Annotated in this window: 15 protein-coding genes and 2 pseudogenes; 16 read left to right on the forward strand and 1 reads right to left on the reverse strand. The window is 40.9% G+C overall.

Annotated elements, in window-relative coordinates; all coding sequences use genetic code 11:
* Positions 1 to 73 precede the first annotated feature (73 nt).
* From rsmH to CL42_RS01095, 7 genes are all read left to right on the forward strand, one after another.
* The gene (gene rsmH / locus CL42_RS01065) at positions 74 to 997 is read left to right on the forward strand and encodes a 16S rRNA (cytosine(1402)-N(4))-methyltransferase RsmH (RefSeq protein WP_035263954.1); all 924 of its coding nucleotides are present in this window, start codon (positions 74 to 76) and stop codon (positions 995 to 997) included.
* Positions 997 to 1341, forward strand: coding sequence for a cell division protein FtsL (gene ftsL, locus CL42_RS01070; RefSeq protein ID WP_035263955.1), 345 nt, complete (start codon positions 997 to 999; stop codon positions 1339 to 1341). Before rsmH ends, ftsL begins: the two co-directional genes overlap by 1 nt.
* A 9-nt stretch (positions 1342 to 1350) precedes the next feature.
* Positions 1351 to 3180 (forward strand): penicillin-binding protein PBP3, encoded by a 1830-nt coding sequence (gene ftsI / locus CL42_RS01075; RefSeq protein ID WP_035263956.1) that lies wholly within the window; start codon positions 1351 to 1353, stop codon positions 3178 to 3180.
* 7 nt (positions 3181 to 3187) lie between these two features.
* Entirely contained in the window at positions 3188 to 4684 is a 1497-nt protein-coding gene (locus CL42_RS01080) for a UDP-N-acetylmuramoyl-L-alanyl-D-glutamate--2,6-diaminopimelate ligase (RefSeq protein ID WP_035263957.1), read from the forward strand.
* Between the two features lie 9 nt (positions 4685 to 4693).
* Positions 4694 to 6097 (forward strand): UDP-N-acetylmuramoyl-tripeptide--D-alanyl-D-alanine ligase, encoded by a 1404-nt coding sequence (locus CL42_RS01085; protein WP_035263958.1) that lies wholly within the window; start codon positions 4694 to 4696, stop codon positions 6095 to 6097.
* Entirely contained in the window at positions 6098 to 7216 is a 1119-nt protein-coding gene (gene mraY / locus CL42_RS01090) for a phospho-N-acetylmuramoyl-pentapeptide-transferase (protein WP_035263959.1), read from the forward strand. It abuts the gene before it with no gap.
* Between the two features lie 70 nt (positions 7217 to 7286).
* The gene (locus CL42_RS01095) at positions 7287 to 8093 is read left to right on the forward strand and encodes a methyltransferase (RefSeq protein ID WP_035263961.1); all 807 of its coding nucleotides are present in this window, start codon (positions 7287 to 7289) and stop codon (positions 8091 to 8093) included.
* A gap of 32 nt (positions 8094 to 8125) precedes the next feature.
* On the opposite strand, the gene ponA is transcribed toward CL42_RS01095, so the two are convergent.
* Positions 8126 to 10651 carry a penicillin-binding protein PBP1a gene (gene ponA / locus CL42_RS01100; protein ID WP_035263964.1) on the reverse strand — a complete coding sequence of 842 codons (2526 nt, stop codon included), beginning with the start codon at positions 10649 to 10651 and terminating at the stop codon, positions 8126 to 8128.
* A gap of 168 nt (positions 10652 to 10819) precedes the next feature.
* Between ponA and CL42_RS01105 the strand changes: the two genes are divergently transcribed.
* From CL42_RS01105 to CL42_RS01140, 9 genes and pseudogenes are all read left to right on the forward strand, one after another.
* Positions 10820 to 11878, forward strand: coding sequence for a pilus assembly protein PilM (locus CL42_RS01105; protein ID WP_035263966.1), 1059 nt, complete (start codon positions 10820 to 10822; stop codon positions 11876 to 11878).
* Complete coding sequence (locus CL42_RS01110) at positions 11878 to 12504, forward strand: PilN domain-containing protein (protein WP_035263969.1); 627 nt, start codon at positions 11878 to 11880, stop codon at positions 12502 to 12504. The genes CL42_RS01105 and CL42_RS01110 overlap by 1 nt, the downstream gene beginning before the upstream one ends.
* The gene (locus CL42_RS01115; RefSeq protein ID WP_035263971.1) at positions 12501 to 13229 is read left to right on the forward strand and encodes a type 4a pilus biogenesis protein PilO; all 729 of its coding nucleotides are present in this window, start codon (positions 12501 to 12503) and stop codon (positions 13227 to 13229) included. The genes CL42_RS01110 and CL42_RS01115 overlap by 4 nt, the downstream gene beginning before the upstream one ends.
* Entirely contained in the window at positions 13229 to 13756 is a 528-nt protein-coding gene (locus CL42_RS01120; RefSeq protein ID WP_035263973.1) for a pilus assembly protein PilP, read from the forward strand. The genes CL42_RS01115 and CL42_RS01120 overlap by 1 nt, the downstream gene beginning before the upstream one ends.
* Positions 13757 to 13898: 142 nt before the next feature.
* Positions 13899 to 14174 (forward strand): annotated as a pseudogene (locus tag CL42_RS17705) (AMIN domain-containing protein); the annotation flags it as partial.
* A 360-nt stretch (positions 14175 to 14534) separates the two neighbouring features.
* Positions 14535 to 16265 (forward strand): annotated as a pseudogene (locus tag CL42_RS01125) (type IV pilus secretin PilQ); the annotation flags it as partial.
* A 36-nt stretch (positions 16266 to 16301) separates the two neighbouring features.
* Positions 16302 to 16844: a shikimate kinase AroK gene (gene aroK, locus CL42_RS01130; protein WP_035263975.1), complete on the forward strand. Its 543-nt coding sequence runs from the start codon at positions 16302 to 16304 to the stop codon at positions 16842 to 16844.
* A 25-nt stretch (positions 16845 to 16869) separates the two neighbouring features.
* A complete protein-coding gene (gene aroB / locus CL42_RS01135; RefSeq protein ID WP_035263978.1) occupies positions 16870 to 17949 on the forward strand; it encodes a 3-dehydroquinate synthase in 1080 nt (359 codons plus the stop codon).
* A 14-nt stretch (positions 17950 to 17963) separates the two neighbouring features.
* Complete coding sequence (locus CL42_RS01140) at positions 17964 to 18809, forward strand: hypothetical protein (protein WP_035263987.1); 846 nt, start codon at positions 17964 to 17966, stop codon at positions 18807 to 18809.
* The last annotated feature ends 172 nt before the right edge of the window (positions 18810 to 18981 follow it).

The following is an 18981-nucleotide window of genomic DNA, read 5'->3' on the forward strand; positions in this document are numbered from 1 at the left end:
AAAGTCGTTTGGAGCTTTATTAAAACAAGGTAATAATGTGCAGTTAAATTTTTAGATGTTCTGAAACGTTATTATGTCGCATATTTCTGTATTACTTCATGAAACTGTAGATGCTCTATTGGGTGGGCGTAATACAGGGATTTATGTAGATGGCACCTTTGGTCGAGGAGGTCATACTCGGCTTCTCTTGTCTAAATTAGATGAACATTCTCGTGTCTATGCATTTGATAAAGATCCGCAGGCTTTGGCTGTGGCTGCTCAGTTAGAACAAGAAGATCCAAGATTTACCATTATTCATGCAAGTTTTGCAGATATTAAAACAGCCTTAAATCAACGCGGTGTTGAAACTGTCGATGGTGTTATGGCAGATTTGGGTGTGTCATCGCCACAACTTGATCAGGCCGAACGTGGTTTCAGCTTTATGAAAGACGGTCCATTGGATATGCGAATGGACAACTCTCAAGGCCTAACTGCAGCGCAATGGTTGGTTGAAGTTGATGAAGAGCATTTAGCGAATATTATTTTTCAATATGGTGAAGAACGATATAGCCGCCGCATTGCGAAAGCGATTAAAGCAGCAGGTTATATTGAGACTACAAGTCAATTGGCTGAAATTGTAAAAGTTGCCCATCCGAAATGGGAAAAGAATAAGCATGCTGCGACACGTACATTCCAAGCAATTCGAATTGAAATCAATAAAGAATTAGAAGATGTGCATGCTTTTTTACCTGAAGCACTGGATATGCTTCATAATGGAGGTCGATTAGCGGTCATCAGTTTCCATTCCTTAGAAGATCGAATTATTAAACAATTTATTCAAAAAGAGTCGACTTTAGCTGAGGATGATGGTTGGGGCTTACCTCAGAAACCTAAAGAAACTCGTCGTTTGAAAAAAATTGATCGCGTACGTGCGAGTGAAGAAGAAGTGAAACAAAATCCGCGTTCTAGAAGTGCTTGGTTGCGAGTTGCAGAGCGAATAAATTTTAAAGGCGAATAATGAAAAAGGAAAAAGACGTAGAACAACAGGAACCTGTAGCAACGCCCTTGGTGCGAAAAAAAATACTGATCTATAGCATTTTAACCGCTATGGTCATGGTGAGCGCATTTATGGTGGTCTATCAGGTCTATTCTTATCGTCAAGATTTTCGTGAATTTAATACGCATATGCGTGAGCTTGAAGACATTAATGCTGAATGGGGTCGTCTACTTATTGAGCAACAGACATTTGGAGCGACTGCACAGATTGGGACACGTGCAGTGACACAATTACGTATGTATTCACCACCAACATCACAGACTGTGGTGATTTCACTTCCTGCTGAAACCGCGAAAAATCAATAGGCACGCTGAATGGTTGATAAAAGCAAAACAAAACAAACACGTAAAAAACAGCAGCCAATTACACAGAAAAGAACCGTTGCTGTAGATATGTGGCGTTTCTATTTAATGTGGGGCTTAGTCCTGACATTTTTTGTGGTATTGGTTGCACGTGCCTTTTATGTTCAAATTGTGAATAAAGACTTTTTGCAAAATAAAGCTAACGCAAAAATTTTACGTACTGAAAAATTAAGTGCGATGCGAGGGGTTATTAGCGACCGTAATGGCGTTCCCTTGGCAATTAGTACACCAATTATGAAGGTGGTGATTGATCCTCAACATTATTTTGAAACTAAAGCAACTTTTGATGAAATTACTGAAGAGTTAAAAAAGAATCCAACCAGTCGAAAATTAAAAAATCAGTTACCACAGGAAAACCTGAATTTAGATGAGCTAGCAGATGCAGTTGGGCTGGATCGAGCTGACCTCAAAAAGCGTGTTCAAGATCGAGCTCGTTCACGTTATTTAGTATTGAAAAAAGAAGTACCACCTGCTCAAGCGGCTCTGTTAGCACAACGCAATTTTGCTGGCGTATATTCTGAAAAATCATATAAACGTTATTACCCACAACCACAACCCAACTCTCAAATCATTGGTTTAACCAATACCGAGGGAACAGGGATTGAAGGTTTGGAGATGCAGCTGAATAAGCGGCTTGCAGGGGTCAATGGCGAACAGAAAATTGTACGTGATAAGCATGGTAACCGTGTTCAAGTTCCAGAAGTTATTAAAGAAGTTGAAGCTGGGGAAAATATTACACTGAGTATTGACTCTCGACTGCAATACATTATGTATCGAGAGCTTACCGCGGTAGGTGTGGCAAATAATGCACGTTCTGCTACAGCAATTGCGGTCGATGTCAAAACCGGTGAAATTCTAGCGATGACCAGTTGGCCGTCGTATAACCCGAATGATAAAAAAAGTTTATCCAATAAAGATGCAATGCGAAATCGCGGTGCAGTTGACTCGTTTGAACCAGGTTCGACGATGAAACCATTAACGGTGGCGATGGCGCTTGAAAGTGGTAAGTACACTGCAAACTCAGTCGTTAATACCACCCCAGGGTCGATGCGTGTCGGTAATCATACAATTCGTGATACGCATAATTATGGAGCGCTTACTTTAGGTGGCATTATTCAAAAATCCTCCAACGTAGGTGTAGCGAAAATTGCCTTATCTTTGCCTTATCCGACTCTACCAACGTTCTATAAGCGTCTTGGTTTTGGACAGCGTTCGGCTGTTAAATTCCCTGGTGAAAGCCCAGGTCTGATCTTACCGCCAAGTAAATGGAATATTTCAGAAGTTGCAACCATGTCCTATGGATATGGTCTCAATGCCACGGTACTCCAATTGGCAGATGCTTATGCCATGCTGGCAAATAAAGGGAAGAAAGTTCCTTTAAGTTTGTACAAGCTGGATGAAGCTCCTCAAGGTGAACAAATGATTGATCCTAAAATTGCGGATCAAGTCTTGTTAATGATGGAGACAGCAACATTACCAGGCGGTACAGCGACTCGTGCTCAAATACCAGGTTATCGCGTTGCAGGTAAAACGGGTACAGCACACAAATTACGTGCTGACCGTAAAGGTTATTCGACCAATGAATATCGAGCTTTATTTGCAGGTGTTGCACCTGTAAGTGATCCACGTTTGGCGATGGTCGTCGTGGTCGAAAATCCAAAAGGCACATATTACGGTGGTACTGTCTCAGCACCTGTTTTCGCAAAAGTAATGCAGGAATCGCTGAGACTATTAAACGTACCATTGGATAAACCCTTAGATACTCCAAAATCCATTCCATAGGTGATGAATGTCGATTACATTTCAACAAATCTACGCTGTAGATCATCCAGCAGAATGGATGCAACAAGCATTTAATGGCTTCCAATTAGATAGTCGTAAAGTTGAAGCAGGACAAGTGTTTATTGCTTTGACTAGTCTTTCTCAACCTGAAAAAACTGCAGAGTATGCACAGAAGGCATTAGATCTTGGTGCTTTGGCTATTATTTCAGAACAAGATTTAGGTTTAACGCCAAGTTTGATCGTTCCGAATGTGCGTATGCTCATGGGACAATGGCAGAAAGATTATTTGCAACAGACACAGCCAGTAAATCCACTTCGAGTATTGGCTGTCACGGGAACCAATGGTAAAACGACCATTTCAAGGCTTGTTGCAGAGCTACTGATGTTAAGTAAGTACCCATGTGCTGTGATGGGGACGACAGGAAATGGGATTTTGCCTCACCTTGAAGCATCTACACATACCACGTTAGATGCATTGCATATGCAAAATCAATTGCATGCTTATGCTCAGCAGGGGGCTAAGTTTGCTGCTATTGAAGCCAGCTCCCATGGTCTTGAACAGGGGCGTCTCAATGGAACGCCAATTGAAGTTGCAGCTTACAGTAATTTAAGTCGCGATCATTTGGATTATCACAAAACTTTAGAGGCCTATGCTGAGGCAAAATCACGCTTATTTCAGTTTGAGAGCCTTAAAGTTGCAATTATCAATATCGATGATGCTTACGCAAATATCATGCTCAAAGCGGCGGAGCAAAATCCAGCAAAACCTAAAATTTTAACTTATTCCACCACTCAACCCGCGGATTACCGTGTTGAAGAGATTCAATATAGTTTAGATGGTGTTCATTTTAAATTGGTGACCAAGTCCCAAAGCTATTTAGTGCATAGTCCGTTATTGGGTCATTTTAATATTGAAAATGTAGTTGCGAGCTTAATCTCTGTTGAACAGGCGGGTTTAGATTTATCTCAGTTAGTCGCTTTAGTTCCTCAGCTAAAAGGCGCGCCAGGGCGTATGCAAGTGTTGCGTGATCAAGATCGTTTGTTTGTCGTGGATTATGCGCACACTCCTGATGCATTAATTCAGGTTCTTCAAACATTAAAACGTCATGTTTCACAGCAATTATGGGCTGTGTTTGGGTGCGGTGGTGATCGTGATCGCGGTAAACGACCATTAATGACACAGGCTGCTTTAGATCATGCAGATGTTGTATTGCTTACCTCAGATAATCCACGTACTGAAAACCCAGAACAAATTTTTGCTGACATGAAGGCTGGAATTGAATTTTCGAACAGAGAGGTTCATGAAATTCATGATCGTCGTGAAGCGATTAAGTTTGTAGTGAAAACAGCAAAAGCAGGTGACATTGTTGTGATTGCAGGCAAAGGCCACGAAAATTATCAAGAGATTGATGGTGTTCGTCATTGGTTTGATGATGTGGTAGAAGTCCAAGCAGCCATTAAAGGTCAGCATGCGACTGAGCCAGCATCTTATCCAGCAGACTAAGGAATCATTATGCACACATCTACTACAAGTACTGCGACACTTGTCCCATGGACTTTGTCTGATCTTGTTGCTGCAACTCAAGGGTATTGGTTGAATGATAAAAAACCGACTGGAGAAGTAAAGCGTATTTTGACAGACTCACGTCATGCGGAGTCGGGGGATGCTTTTTTAGCCCTGAAAGGTGAGCGTTTTGATGCGCATGAGTTTGTTCAACAAGTGGCTGAAAGAGGCTGTCAGATTGCGATTGTTGAGCGGCCTTTAGACATTGATATTTGTCAGTTGGTGGTAACAGATACGAGATTAGCATTAGGTATGCTTGGTGCATTTCGTCGCGCTCAACATGCGCAATTAAAAGTTATCGCACTGACTGGTAGTAGCGGCAAAACCACGACTAAAGAAATGCTTGGTAGTATTCTTGCTCGCAAAGCACCGACATTGATCACGCGAGGTAATCTCAATAATGATCTGGGTGTGCCTATGATGCTATTAGAGCTTCGACCAGATCATGAATATGCAGTGATGGAGCTTGGAGCAAGTCATCAAGGAGAAATTGACTATACCTCGAAGCTCGTTCAACCTCATGTTGCGGGTATTATTAATATTGGTACGGCTCATCTTGGTGAGTTCGGTGGGCGTGACGGAATTTGTAAAGCTAAATCTGAAATCTATGGTCATGTTTCAGAAACTTCGATCGTGCCAGCAGCTGATGATTATATAGACCAGATCCGTCAAAGTGTAAAAACAACAAAAACCTTAAGTTTTGGAGAAGGTGGCGATGTCTATGCTTCAGATATTCAGCTGAATCCACAGAGTGCTCAATTTAAATTACATACGCCTGTAGGTGTCCAACCCGTGGATTTACCTTTTGCTGGTGAGCATAATGTTCAAAATGCTTTGGCTGCTGCTGCTTTTGCATTGTCATTAAATATCAGCTTGGATGATATTGTCACGGGTTTAGAACAAGCTGTGGGTGCAAAGGGACGTTTGAATTTTATTCAAAAAAATGATTTTTTATTTATCGATGATACATACAATGCCAATCCCACTTCGATGCGTGCAGCGGGTGAAGTGCTTGCACAGCAAGAAGGTATTCGTGTCATGGTGATTGGGGATATTGGTGAGTTAGGTCCGACTGCTGCTCAACAACATTATTTACTCGGGCGAGATTTGGTTTCGATTCGCGGACTCAACTTTGTTGTTGCTGTTGGTGAGTTTGCACCAGCAACACAGGAAGGCGCACGTAGTACTCAGTACGGGAAAAAGTTACAAGCTTTCCTCAATCAAGAGCAAGCTCTACCATTTTTAATTAGTCTAATCGAAACACATCAACCGCAAAAAATGAGTTTCTTATTCAAAGGTTCTCGTTATACCCATATGGAAACGTTGATGGCAGATTTGATGGAGAAACTCTAAATGCTGTTATGGTTATTTGAACAACTTTCCGGCTATCACAGCTCGTTCCAAGTGGTTCGTTATTTAACATTACGTGCGCTGCTCAGTGTCTTGACAGCACTCACGATAGGCCTAGTTCTTGGTCCTGTCATGATCCGTAAGTTACAAGCTTTAAAATATGGCCAAGCGGTAAGTTCTTTCGTTCCGGAAAACCATGCCAAAAAAATGGGAACACCAACCATGGGTGGTCTCCTTATTTTGCTTTCTATTGGGATTTCAACTTTACTTTGGGCAGATCTTTCAAACCCTTATGTTTGGATTGTGCTTGGCGTGATGGTGATATTTGGCGCCGTAGGTTGGGCGGATGATTGGATTAAAATCCGTTATAAAGACAATGCAGGTTTGCCAGCGCGTAAGAAGTTTTTTTGGACATCTGTCGCTTCTTTGGGTGCAGGGATATCACTCTACGTAATTGCGACTCAGCAAACTAATCCTGTACACACTGCGAATATGTTGGATTTGCTGATCCCTTTCTTTAAAGATCTTACAATTCCTTTATCGGTAATCCCTTTAGGGATCGGTTTTATCATATTCACTTATTTAGTGATTAACGGTGCGTCGAATGCTGTTAACCTGACTGACGGTTTAGATGGTCTTGCAATTATGCCAATTGTATTGGTTGCGGCGGGCCTAGGGGTGTTTGCTTATTTGGCGGGTGATGTTCGTTTTGCAAATTATTTACATATTCCCTATGTGAAATATTCATCTGAACTCGTTGTTATTTGTGCTGCAATGATAGGTGCAGGTTTAGCATTCCTTTGGTATAACGCGCATCCTGCACAAGTATTTATGGGAGATGTTGGTGCCTTGTCGCTTGGAGCGATGCTGGGAACTATTGCGGTGATGGTACGTCAGGAAATTGTATTTGCAATTATGGCGGGTGTATTTGTAGTCGAAGCAGTTTCTGTATTTTTACAAATCGGTTCGCTTCGTATGCGAAATAAACGTGTTTTCCTTATGGCGCCGTTACATCATCACTATGAAAAGAAAGGATGGCGTGAAACACAGGTGGTCATCCGTTTCTGGATTATCACAATTATGCTGGTAGTTTTAGGTCTAATGACCTTAAAATTGCGCTAAGCAAGAATCAAATGAGATCAAGTCGGCTTATGCCGGCTTTTTTCATCGCTAAAATTTTTTGGAGAAAATGATGAATCTGTTGATGTGTCCTGTTTGTCGCGAGGCATTGGCGCTTGAGGGGAAAACATGGCGCTGCAAGAGTAATCATAGTTACGATATTGCAAAGCAAGGTTATGTGAATTTGCATGTCGTACAGCATAAACATAGTAAAAATCCTGGGGATACCCCCGAGTCTGTTCAAGCTAGACGGTCATTTTTATCAGCGGGATTCTATGCGCCATTACAGCAAGCTGTCGTTGCTAAAATCCGAGAATTACGTATTGAAAATCTTCTAGATATTGGTTGCGGTGAAGGATATTACACCAATGCAATGGAAGCTGAAGCGATACAAGTTGTAGGGGTAGATATTGCTAAAACTGCAGTTCAGGTAGCAGCAAAATTAAATCAAAATGTCACTTGGGTTGTGGGTACGGGGGCTGTGTTGCCTGTTTTAAGCGAGACTATCGATTTATGTACCAGTTTATTTAGTCCTATTCCCGAGGCGGAAATATTACGTGTATTAAAGCCATCGGGGTATTTAATGGTTGTTACCCCAGGTCCACAACATTTATATAAAATGCGAGAAGCACTATTTGAAGAAGTTAAGGCACATGAGCCACATAAATTTGTAGCGCAGTTGAGCGAGCACTTTGAGTTAATTGATGAAAGCTTAATTCAGGCACCATTGGTGTTGAACCAAAAGGACCTAAAGTGTCTTATCGCAATGACGCCATATGCTTATAAGGCCAAACCTGAACGGCGTGAGCAATTAGAGCAAGTTGAAAAATTTGAACTGAGTGCAGAGTTTCAGATCTATATTTTAAAAAAGAAAAGTTAAAAGAAGCCCTCTTTTAGAGGGCTTTATTTTGGTTATTGAACTTGATTAATCAAATTTTCGATTGAATCTCGTTTAACTTGTGGTGTTGAATTCATATCCGGTGGTGTCGACGACGTCGGCGTTAACGGTTGATCGTTATCTGGTAGATCATCAAAATCGCGATCATTCGTTGGTGCTACCACTGGAGCAGGGCGATAAATTGGACGAGCTAAAGGTGGAGTTTTATCTTTTTGCTCATGGTTTAATGTATGTACACGACCACGTTGTTCTCGAGTTAAAGGAGCTTTTGCATTTTTATCTAAACTTACCCAAGCATATGGTGTATTGGCAAGAGACTTCTCCATAAAGTCACTCCAAATTGGAAGAGCAGCGATCCCCCCATATTCACGACGACCTAGTGTAGTCGGTTGGTCGAAACCTACCCATGAAACTGCGACTAAATTGCCGTTAAAGCCAGCGAACCAAGCATCTTTTGCATCATTGGTTGTTCCTGTTTTACCTCCTAAATCACCACGACCAATTTTTAATGCTGCGCGACCAGTACCATGCTGAATTACGTCTCGTAAAATATTCGCCATATCAAATGCTGAACTGGATTTTAAAATTCGATGTGCTTGACGATATTGGCTACGCTCTTCATCGGTTAAAGTGGGTTGCTTATCCTCTAAAGACTGATTGGTAACTTCAATAATTTCGTCGTCTGGTGTTGTTGCTTCAGCAGAGGTTGTATCTTGCTTCTGAGATTTAATACATGAAATACATGCGTATTCTGGATTGGCTTGATAAATCACTTTGCCGTAAGCATCCTCAATACGGCTAATGAAGTGAGGTTGCACGCGGAAACCGCCATTGGCAATTGCGGCATAGCCTGTTGCCATTTGCACAGGGAGTACTTGAGGTGTTCCTAATGCAATCGTGTAGTTACGTGGAATCTGATCATCCTGCAAACCAAAATCCATAAACAATTGGCGAGTACGTTCCAGACCGACTGTTTGTAAAAGGCGAACAGAGACAGTATTACGTGACAAATATAAAGCCCGACGTAATGGAATCATCCCCAAATAACGCCCATCAGAATTGCGTGGTGACCATTTACCAATGGTAATGGGATTATCATTGACCATGGTATGCGGCGTCATACCACGTTCAAGCGCAAGTGAGTAGACGAATGGTTTGATAATGGAGCCTGGTTGACGCCAACCTTGTAATGCGCGGTTGAATTTCGACTGATAAAAATTATATCCACCAACGATCGCGACAATGGAACCATCATTTGGATTAAGTGCAATTAACTGACCTTGTACACGAGGTACCTGTACCAAGGACCACATACTACGATTTTGATTTGGACGCAGACGAACAATATCTTTGACTTTTACAATTTGCGAGGCATTGCTAGGTGCACCACCCACACTATTGGCATTGCGATAGCGTCTCGCCCAAGACATGCCAGACCAAGGAACAGTGACTGATGAACCATCTTGTAAAGTTGCTTCAAAAGAATTACTTAAAACTTTAGTGACTTCAGCAGGGTAGGTGTTTGCAAATGGCACAAAATCTTTTAAGGGTTTGTCATGAGCTTCTGGGCCACGCCAGCCATGACGACGGTCATAATTTTCTAAACCAACACGAACTGCTTCTTCGGCAAAGGCTTGACGATTGTAATCAATAGTGGTGTAAACCTTATATCCAGAATCGATCGCGAGATCGCCAAATTTTTTGACGAGTTCCGAACGAACCATTTCACCGACATAAGGGAATTTATTGTTAATACCGCGATCAGGCATGTCCAAGGCGATAGGCTCTGATACTGCATCTTCATATTCAATTTGGCTGATATAACCCAACTGTAGCATACGACCTAAAATCCAGTTGCGACGTTCTAACGCACGTTCAGGATTGGCCACAGGATTATATTTAGAGGGTGCTTTTGGTAAGCCCGCGATCATTGCCATTTGGGCAATTGAAAGATCGTCTAAATTCTTGTTGTAATAAATTTTTGCTGCTGCGGCAATACCATAGGCATTTTTACCGAGGAAAATTTTATTGACGTAGAGAGTTAGAATTTCTTCTTTTGATAATTTTTGTTCGATTTTACGTGCTAAGAAAATTTCGGTGAGTTTGCGCTTGAGTGTTCGTTCTGGTGTTAAATAATAGTTTTTAGCCACCTGCATGGTGATCGTAGAACCACCAGTTTGAATGTCAGAACCCGTGATCGATTCACTGACTGCGCGTCCTAAACTTTTAAAACTAATACCGCTATGCTCAAAAAAAGAAGAGTCTTCTGCAGCTAAAAAAGCATGAATAAAATCTTGTGGGATTTGCTCATATTCAACTGGAACAGAAAGTTTGCCACCATATTCTGCGATTAATTGGTTATCTGCTGTATAAACTTGCAGCGGTTTTAATAATGGAGCCTTCTTAAAAGCAGTCATCTCTGGCAAAGATGGTGCAATATAGAGATACATTCCATAAAAGCCCATTGGAATTGTGACTAAGATAATGATAATCAGCAAAAAAAAAGGGTGAATCTGTCCACAACAAGATAGCTTTTTCATAACAAGTAAGTTTTAATAGGTGCTAAAGGCAAACTAATAGAAGGTCAGTATAGCTTCTCATTTAACAGAATGTTAGTTGAGTTATTATATCCGCAAAAAAATTAGACCAAGTGTAGTTAGTTTGTATTGTGCTGTTGTTGGGGACAAAAAAATAATAGGAATTGCATTGTGCTTAGACTATATCGTAAGCCAAATAAGGGGTTAGTGGGGGTAGATGTTAGTTCGACCTCTGTTAAGCTATTAGAGCTATCAGTTAAAAACGGTCGCTATTGGGTTGAAAGTTACGGGTTAAGTCCATTGGTTGATGGGAGTGTTGTTGAAAAAAACATCCTCAATCAGGATAACGTGGCTGATGCTTTAGAGCGCGCGATTAATATTGCAAATCCGCAATCAACGAATGCTGCTTTTGCAGTGCCTACGTCTATGGTGATTCACAAGGTCATCGAGATGGATGCCGACATGAGCGATGATGAGCGTGAAGTTCAGATTCGTATGGATGCTGAGCAATATATACCATTCCCACTTGACGAAGTCAGTTTAGACTTTGAAGTTCTTCCTGAGCGATTAAACAATCCAAACAGAGTGAACGTTTTACTCGTTGCGACACGTACTGAAAACGTGGACTCTCGTATTGAAGTATTGGATTTGGTCGGGCTTACCCCAAAAGTTGCCGATGTTGAAAGCTATGCACTGGAACGTAGTTTTGAAGTCTTTGCAGATACATTGCCGATTGGTGCAAATCTTGTTGGTGTTCTTGATATTGGTCATACCATGACGACTTTATCAGTTATGCAAAATGGCAAAATTATTTACACGCGCGAACAAGTGTTTGGCGGTAAGCAATTGACTCAAGATGTGCAAAATCGTTATGGCTTATCTTATGATGAAGCTGGGCGTGCTAAAAAAGACAACACCTTACCAGATGACTTTGAAACAGAAGTTTTAATGCCATTCCTTGATGCAGTGATTCAACAAGCAGCGCGTTCATTACAGTTCTTTTTCTCTTCTTCTCAATTTAACGAGATTGATCATATTTTATTGGCGGGTGGTAATGCCAATATCCCAGGTCTTGCAAAAATGATGCAACAAAAATTGGGATATCGTGTCACTATTGCTAATCCATTTTTACAAATGGGCTTTTCTCCTCAAATCGACCTGAAAAAAATAGAAAATGATGCACCATCATTATTGGTGGCGTGTGGCTTGGCATTGAGGAGTTTTGATTAATGGCTAAAATTAATTTACTCCCTTGGCGCGAAGAGCTAAGAGAACAGCGAAAAAAGCAATTTGTTTATATCTGTATCGCAGTGGTATTACTTGCGATTTTATCGGTTTTAGCAGCTTGGTTCTTCTTGAATCATAAATTGCAAGACCAAGAACAAGCAAACCAACTTATTGTAAGCACCAATCAAAGTTTAGACGTTCAATTAAAATCCTTGGAAGGATTGCAAGAACGTCGAAATGCAGTGATTGAGCGGATGAAACTGATTCAAGGTCTTGAAGGTCAACGACCTGTTACTGTGCGTTTAGTAGATGAATTGGTACGTGTTGTTCCTGAAACGGTGTATCTGACGAAATTTACCCGTACTGGTAATAAATTTACCATCGAAGGTAAAGCAGAAAGTCCGAATGCGGTAGCAGAGTTATTACGTGGTTTAGAAGCTTCCCAGTGGTACCGAAATGCATTTATGAATTCATTCTTGGCTGCGCCAGAAGTGAAGGAAAAAGCACCAAGTTCGGTAATCCCTCGAGTTGAAGAGTCATACGGTACATTTATCGTGACTGTCGACTTGGGTGCAATTGCTCAACCGACATCAGAGATGGACGCGAATAATGTGGGAGGTGCACCATGAGTCGTAATGATTTAAATGACTTTGATTCAGATGTCACTGCACCAAAAAAGAAGTCCATGACTGTTGAAAAGTTCTTTCAGCAATTTAATACTTTGGACTCCAATAACTACGGTAGTTGGCCACTGTCTGTAAAAATTACCTGTTGGATTTTTATTTTCCTATTTGTTTGTGCTATTGGTTACTTTTTGGTGATTAAACCAAAACTTGAATCCATTGATCTTGCTAAAGCACAAGAGGCAAATTTACTGACAGAGTTTAAAGAAAAGGATTCTAAGCTCCGTAATTTGCAGCAATACCAAGCACAGTTGCAACAAATGGAAATGAATTTCAATGAGCAATTACAACAATTGCCAAAAGAAACAGAAATTCCAAGTTTAGTTGAGGACATCAACTTAACAGGTGTGAATTCAGGGCTCAAATTTAAAAATATCCGTCTCGAAAATGAAGTGGCTCAAGAATTCTTTATTGAGCAGCCAATTTCGATAGAAACGACAGGTGATTATCATTCATTTGGGCGTTTTGTGAGTGGAATTGCGTCTTTACCGCGTATCGTAACCTTACATGATTTTGTGATTACAGCGACGCCAAGTACAGATAAAAAATCTGATATTCCACTGATCAATTATTCATTAAAAGCCAAAACATATCGTTATGTTGCATCGACTGAAGATACGGTAGGTTCAGCGGTTGTTCCACCAGCTGATATGCCAGCAGGAGGACAATAATGAAATCATTTAAGCTTTTGTGCGGATTAGTTATTGCAGCGACTATGGTTGGATGTGATTCGCGTATTGATGCGGTCAATCAAGAAATGGCGAATATTCGTAGCCAACCACCTTTACCGATAGAACCGGCACCTGTATTTAATCCAGTTCCAAATTTTCTTTACTCGGCGCATCAACTTCGAAGTCCATTCTTGCCAAACTCATTGGCAACAGAGCTAAGAATCATGTCGGGTAAACGTGTTTATCCTAATTTTAATCGTCAACCACAGCCTTTAGAAAGCTATGCATTGGAAACGTTAAACTTTAAAGGAAGTTTAAAACGTAACAATGGACAGATTCTCGCTTTGATTCAAACCCCTGATGGTGAGATTGAGCGTGTGCAACGTGGTAATTACATGGGGATGAACCAAGGGCGCATCGTGAAGATAACGCCGACTCAAATCGATCTGATTGAAATTGTTTCAGATGGTCGAGATGGTTATATCGAAAGACCAAGAAGCTTAGTGTTGCTTGGGCCTGTTGGTTAAGACGAGTTAAGGAATAACAATGAAAAAGAGTATGCAAAATTTTTGGGGTGGGGATCGACAGTATATGAACCGTTTTCTTCGTCAATTCGCTATGACCACTGTTTCTATAGCTGTTATGCAGGCAGCGGCGGCTAAAACTACGATGACCAATATTGTGCCTTTGCAGGTGCCAGGTCAAGGAACAGAAATCCGTGTCATGTTTAACGGATTACCTCCACAGCCACAGTCATATCAATTGGAAAATCCATCTCGACTCGTTTTGGATTTTATGCAGGCAGGTCAAACACTGGCGAATACTAAAATACCTGTGTCGACCACTGAAGCAAACTCAGTTGAAGTCATTTCTAATGATCAGCGTTCACGGTTAACTGTCAATTTAACGCAGAAAGGTAGCTACACGACACGTGTTGAAGGCAATACCTTTATTTTAAAAATAAATAATCCGAACTCTGCGAAAGTGGCAACACCAGCGGCGCCAGTGGTTACACAAGCCAAAGCAGCAGAACCAACGACTAAACCAAGTGTTTTAAAGCCAGTCATACGTCCTAATCTGACGAATAACGTTACACCTGTTGCGGCTACAGCTGTGGCAACGACACCTGTAACTCCAACACCTGTGATTCCTGTTGCAGCACAGCAGGTATTGAAACCAACTGCACCAACGCCTACTGTGTTAAGACCTGCCGCTCCACCTACATCAGTGGTTAGTCAGCAAGTTGCAGCACCTGTACCACCTCCAGTAGCTCCTGTTTATCAGCAGCCTGTTGCGTATACACCGCCAGCACCTGTCGCTTATCAAGCAGTAGTACAAGGACTACAAGATATTGGTTTTGAGCGCGGTAGTGCAGGTGAGGGACAAGTTGTACTGAATTTAAAAACAGCAGATACACCAGTGGATGTACAACAGCAAGGTAGCAAAGTTGTGGTGCGTTTCCTCGGTAACAAAATTCCATCGCATTTGGTGCGCCGTTTAAACGTTAATGATTTTGCGACGCCTGTCTCTACAGTAGACGCTTATAATGATAAGTCAAATGGTGTAATTTCCATTCAGTCGAGCGGTAGCTTCGAATATATGGCTTATCAAACAGATGGTAAGTTAACGATCAGTCTAAAACGCCCAGAAGAGAAAAAAGGCTTAAGCAGCCAAAATCGTACACCGAAATATACAGGTAATAAGATTTCTCTCGACTTCCAAGACATTGAAGTGCGCCGCGTATTACAATTGTTGGCTGATTTTACCGGCATTAATATGGTGACTTCGGATTCAGTTCAAGGGAATATTACATTACGCTTAAAAGATGTGCCTTGGGATCAAGCGCTTGATATTGTAATGAAAACCAAGAACTTGGATAAGCGTCGCAACGGAAACGTGATTTGGATTGCACCTGTTCCAGAATTGATTAAAGCCGAAGAAGAAGAGGCGAAAGCCATTGCACAAAGTGTGAAATTGGCACCATTGCAAACCGAATATATTCAATTGAGCTATGCCAAAGTTGAAGATATTGAAAAGTTGATTACTGAAGGTCGTAACAGCCGTTCATCCAATGGTAATAATACAAACTCAACAACTGACCCATTGGGGGACAGTGTCGGGTCATTATTAAGTCCACGTGGTACAGTTTCAATTGATCCACGCACTAATACATTGATCATTAAAGATACAGTTCAAAAAATTGATCAAATTCGCAAGATGATTGATTTATTGGATGTTTCTGTAAAACAAGTCATGATCGAAGCTCGTATTGTACGCGCGACAACAGATTTCACTAAAGAAATGGGTGTGAAATGGGGGGTAGTATCGAAAGGTGTTGCAACCAATAATGATCTTTTGGTTGGTGGTAGTGATCAAACGCTGTGGGATTTAAAATCACCAAGTGAGGATGGTCGTTATAATATTCAACGTCCTGATAACTTAAATGTGGATTTAGGTGTGGCTGGGGCTGCAGGTAAAATTGCATTTGGTTTAATCAATATGTCTGATTTTATGCTGGACCTTGAGTTGTCGGCACTACAAGCTGATGGCTACGGTGAAGTTATTTCTACCCCAAAAGTTCTCACTGCTGATAAGCAACAAGCGAAAGTTGCTTCAGGTCAGGAAATCCCTTACCAAACCACTGAAACTGCAGGTGGTGCTGCAACGGCGACGACTTCCTTTAAAGAAGCGTTGTTAAGCTTAGAGGTAACACCAAGTATTACGCCTGATGGTAAAATTCAAATGAAATTGAACATTACCAGTGATTCACCAGCAGGTTATGCACAGAATGGGGAAATCATTTTGAATAAAAATCAAATTGATACCAATGTGCTTGTGAACAACGGTGAAACTGTGGTGCTAGGTGGTATTTTCGAGCAAGAAACGATTTTTAACCAAACCAAGGTGCCTTTCTTTGGTGATATTCCTGCTGTTGGTCGTCTATTCCGAAAAGACAGTAAAACAGAGAATAAGCGTGAGTTATTAATCTTTGTGACACCAAGAATTGTTAATGACAGGCAAACTAGAAACAATTAATATAGTTTCAATGAAAGCAATTCAATAGGTGACTCCTTGCCAAGCAAAGAGTTTGAAACCCTACCGAATATTTATTTGGTAGGGCCCATGGGAGCTGGTAAAACAACCGTTGGTCGACATCTTGCAGATTTACTTCATCGAGAGTTTCTTGATAGTGATCATGAGATAGAAAGAAAAACTGGGGCGACCATCCCATGGATTTTTGAGAAAGAGGGTGAACAGGGATTCAGACATCGTGAATCACTGGTAATTGATGATTTAACATCAAAACAAAATTTAGTTGTTGCGACGGGTGGCGGTGCAGTTACTCAGTCGATTAATCGATCTTATCTAAAAGATCGAGGTATTGTGATTTATCTTTATACTCCTGTAGAAATACAACTTCAAAGAACCTACCGTGATAAAAATCGACCTTTATTACAAGTCGAAAATCCTGAACAGAAATTACGTGAATTATTGAATATTCGTGATCCGCTGTATCGTGAAGTTGCACATCATATTATTGAAACGAATCAAGGTGCTGCGCGTGATTTGGCACAACGTATTCTTAATGTGATTGTCGCAAAAGAATTGAATTAAATTTGTTTTATTGGCTTATAACATCATGCAAACCTTATTCGTTGAACTCGGTGAACGCCGTTATCCTATTTTCATTGGTAGTGATTTAGATCCGCAACAATTACTTGAACCCTATATTCATGGGCAACAGGTCATGATTGTCACCAATGAAACGGTTAAACCGTTGTATTTAAATCACTATGTATCAGCTGTGGAAGGTTTAGGTAAAAAAGTTGAGACATGTGTTCTACCTGATGGGGAATGTTATAAAAATATTGAACATTTGAATTTAATTTTTGATGCCTTGCTTGAGGCAGGATTTAACCGAGATTGTACAGTGCTTGCCTTGGGTGGAGGGGTGATTGGTGACATGGCTGGATTTGCATCAGCTTGTTTCCAACGCGGAGTGTATTTTATTCAAGTCCCGACTACGCTGCTATCGCAAGTCGATTCGAGCGTTGGCGGTAAAACTGGAATCAACCACTCATTAGGCAAAAACATGATTGGCGCATTCCAGCAGCCACAGGTCGTACTTGCGGATATGGCGCAACTTAAAACATTGCCTGAGCGTGAGTTATCAGCAGGTTTGGCTGAAGTCATTAAGTATGCCCTATTAGGAGATGTTGATTTTCTTGCATGGCTTGAGGAAAACATGGATGGTCTCGTTGCACAACATCCAGAATTACTTGCTGAAGCAGTGTACCGCTCTTGTGCACACAAAGCGCGAATTGTGGCCAATGACGAGAAAGAACAGGGTGAGCGTGCATTACTGAATTTAGGTCATACCTTTGGACATGCGATTGAATCTTATCTGGGATATGGTGAGTGGTTACATGGTGAGGCTGTGGCGACGGGAATGGTGATGGCGGCAGATTTATCTTATTTAATGGGGTGGATCACAGAAGCTGACCTTGAACGTACAAAAATTATCATTCAACGTGCGAAATTACCGATAAAATGTCCTCAAATTCCACTTGATGAATTTTTGGCATATATGTCTCATGACAAAAAAGTCCTGAATGGTCAATTACGTTTAGTGCTCTTGAAGTCGCTAGGGCAAGCAGTAATTACCAAAGAGTTTGATGTGGAATTAATGAAACAAGCGATTTTACGTAATCAAGCATAATCTTAGGTTTTCTCATGACGGTACGCCACTCATCCCCACGCACAGCGCAACAATATATTTGGTTGATCGGTGGCATACTGTTTTTAGTCGCATCTTTTGTATTCTGGATTTTGACTGATAGCAAAGAGTTGGTTACTCAGTCTAAGCAAATTGAAGAAACTCAAGTCCAGATTCAACCTGAAAAGGTGGCAGCAACAAATTATTTGGGCGGGCTGACTGATCAAGTGCGACCTTTGGAATTAACTGCGCGTAAAGTGGCTTCAGGAAACCATTTGCCTGAATTTAGAGGCACAAAGTTTATTCAAGACAATAAAAATAATTATTTTATCGAACTATTTCGCGTTACCAATGAAGATGTAATTAAAAGTTTTCTTAATAAGCAAACTGATCGTAAACCATACATTTATTTTCGTTTGAGTGGTGAGGATCAAGTTGAACAGTACATTTTGGGTTATGGGCTGTTTATGGGGGAAGGTGCTGCCAAGACAACTTTAAATGGATTGGATTTAAAGTTACCACCTTCTGTAGCGCCTAAAGTTGCTGGCTTTAATCAGTTTGTGGGTCAAGTCAATGACATGGGTTCTGAAGAACTAACAACTGCAAAATTATACGAAATTAAATTACGACCTGCAGCGGTACCATTGATTGATGAGTCATTGCTGGTTCGTCCTAAGCCAACCCCTGTGGCTGATCCTGCTAAGGCAACAACCAATGTGACTATTACAAGAAAAGATCAGTCAGGAAATGTGGTTGATGTGAGACGTTCGCAATCGAATGTTGACCCTATTTCGAGCGATAATTCAAAGAATAATACGGATAAACGGAATCAAGAGGCTCAAATTAGTGATCCATTTAATTAAAATGGTATAAAATGGCGCAAAATTAAACGAAAGCATAATAAATTTGCACATCATTGGTGCGATAAAGTGGTTCTAATTTGGTGCCTTTTCGGTTAATAATGACAAAATAATTGAAATAAAACGCTTGCACGGAATAAATAAATATTGGCATAGATTTTGCTTTATTGGTGCA

Origin of the sequence: Acinetobacter sp. Ver3, from assembly GCF_000632455.1 — a bacterium.
In the GTDB taxonomy this organism is placed as follows: Bacteria; Pseudomonadota; Gammaproteobacteria; order Pseudomonadales; family Moraxellaceae; genus Acinetobacter.

Excerpts from the sequence above, each read along its gene's own strand:
- rsmH (WP_035263954.1), top strand. The coding sequence starts at position 74 with ATGTCGCATATTTCTGTATTACTTCATGAAACTGTAGATGCTCTATTG.
- ftsL (WP_035263955.1), top strand. The coding sequence starts at position 997 with ATGAAAAAGGAAAAAGACGTAGAACAACAGGAACCTGTAGCAACGCCC.
- mraY (WP_035263959.1), top strand. The coding sequence starts at position 6,098 with ATGCTGTTATGGTTATTTGAACAACTTTCCGGCTATCACAGCTCGTTC.
- CL42_RS01120 (WP_035263973.1), top strand. The coding sequence starts at position 13,229 with ATGAAATCATTTAAGCTTTTGTGCGGATTAGTTATTGCAGCGACTATG.
- CL42_RS01115 (WP_035263971.1), top strand. The coding sequence starts at position 12,501 with ATGAGTCGTAATGATTTAAATGACTTTGATTCAGATGTCACTGCACCA.
- CL42_RS01110 (WP_035263969.1), top strand. The coding sequence starts at position 11,878 with ATGGCTAAAATTAATTTACTCCCTTGGCGCGAAGAGCTAAGAGAACAG.
- CL42_RS01140 (WP_035263987.1), top strand. The coding sequence starts at position 17,964 with ATGACGGTACGCCACTCATCCCCACGCACAGCGCAACAATATATTTGG.
- ftsI (WP_035263956.1), top strand. The coding sequence starts at position 1,351 with ATGGTTGATAAAAGCAAAACAAAACAAACACGTAAAAAACAGCAGCCA.
- ponA (WP_035263964.1), bottom strand. The coding sequence starts at position 10,651 with ATGAAAAAGCTATCTTGTTGTGGACAGATTCACCCTTTTTTTTTGCTG.
- CL42_RS01080 (WP_035263957.1), top strand. The coding sequence starts at position 3,188 with ATGTCGATTACATTTCAACAAATCTACGCTGTAGATCATCCAGCAGAA.
- CL42_RS01095 (WP_035263961.1), top strand. The coding sequence starts at position 7,287 with ATGAATCTGTTGATGTGTCCTGTTTGTCGCGAGGCATTGGCGCTTGAG.
- aroB (WP_035263978.1), top strand. The coding sequence starts at position 16,870 with ATGCAAACCTTATTCGTTGAACTCGGTGAACGCCGTTATCCTATTTTC.
- CL42_RS01085 (WP_035263958.1), top strand. The coding sequence starts at position 4,694 with ATGCACACATCTACTACAAGTACTGCGACACTTGTCCCATGGACTTTG.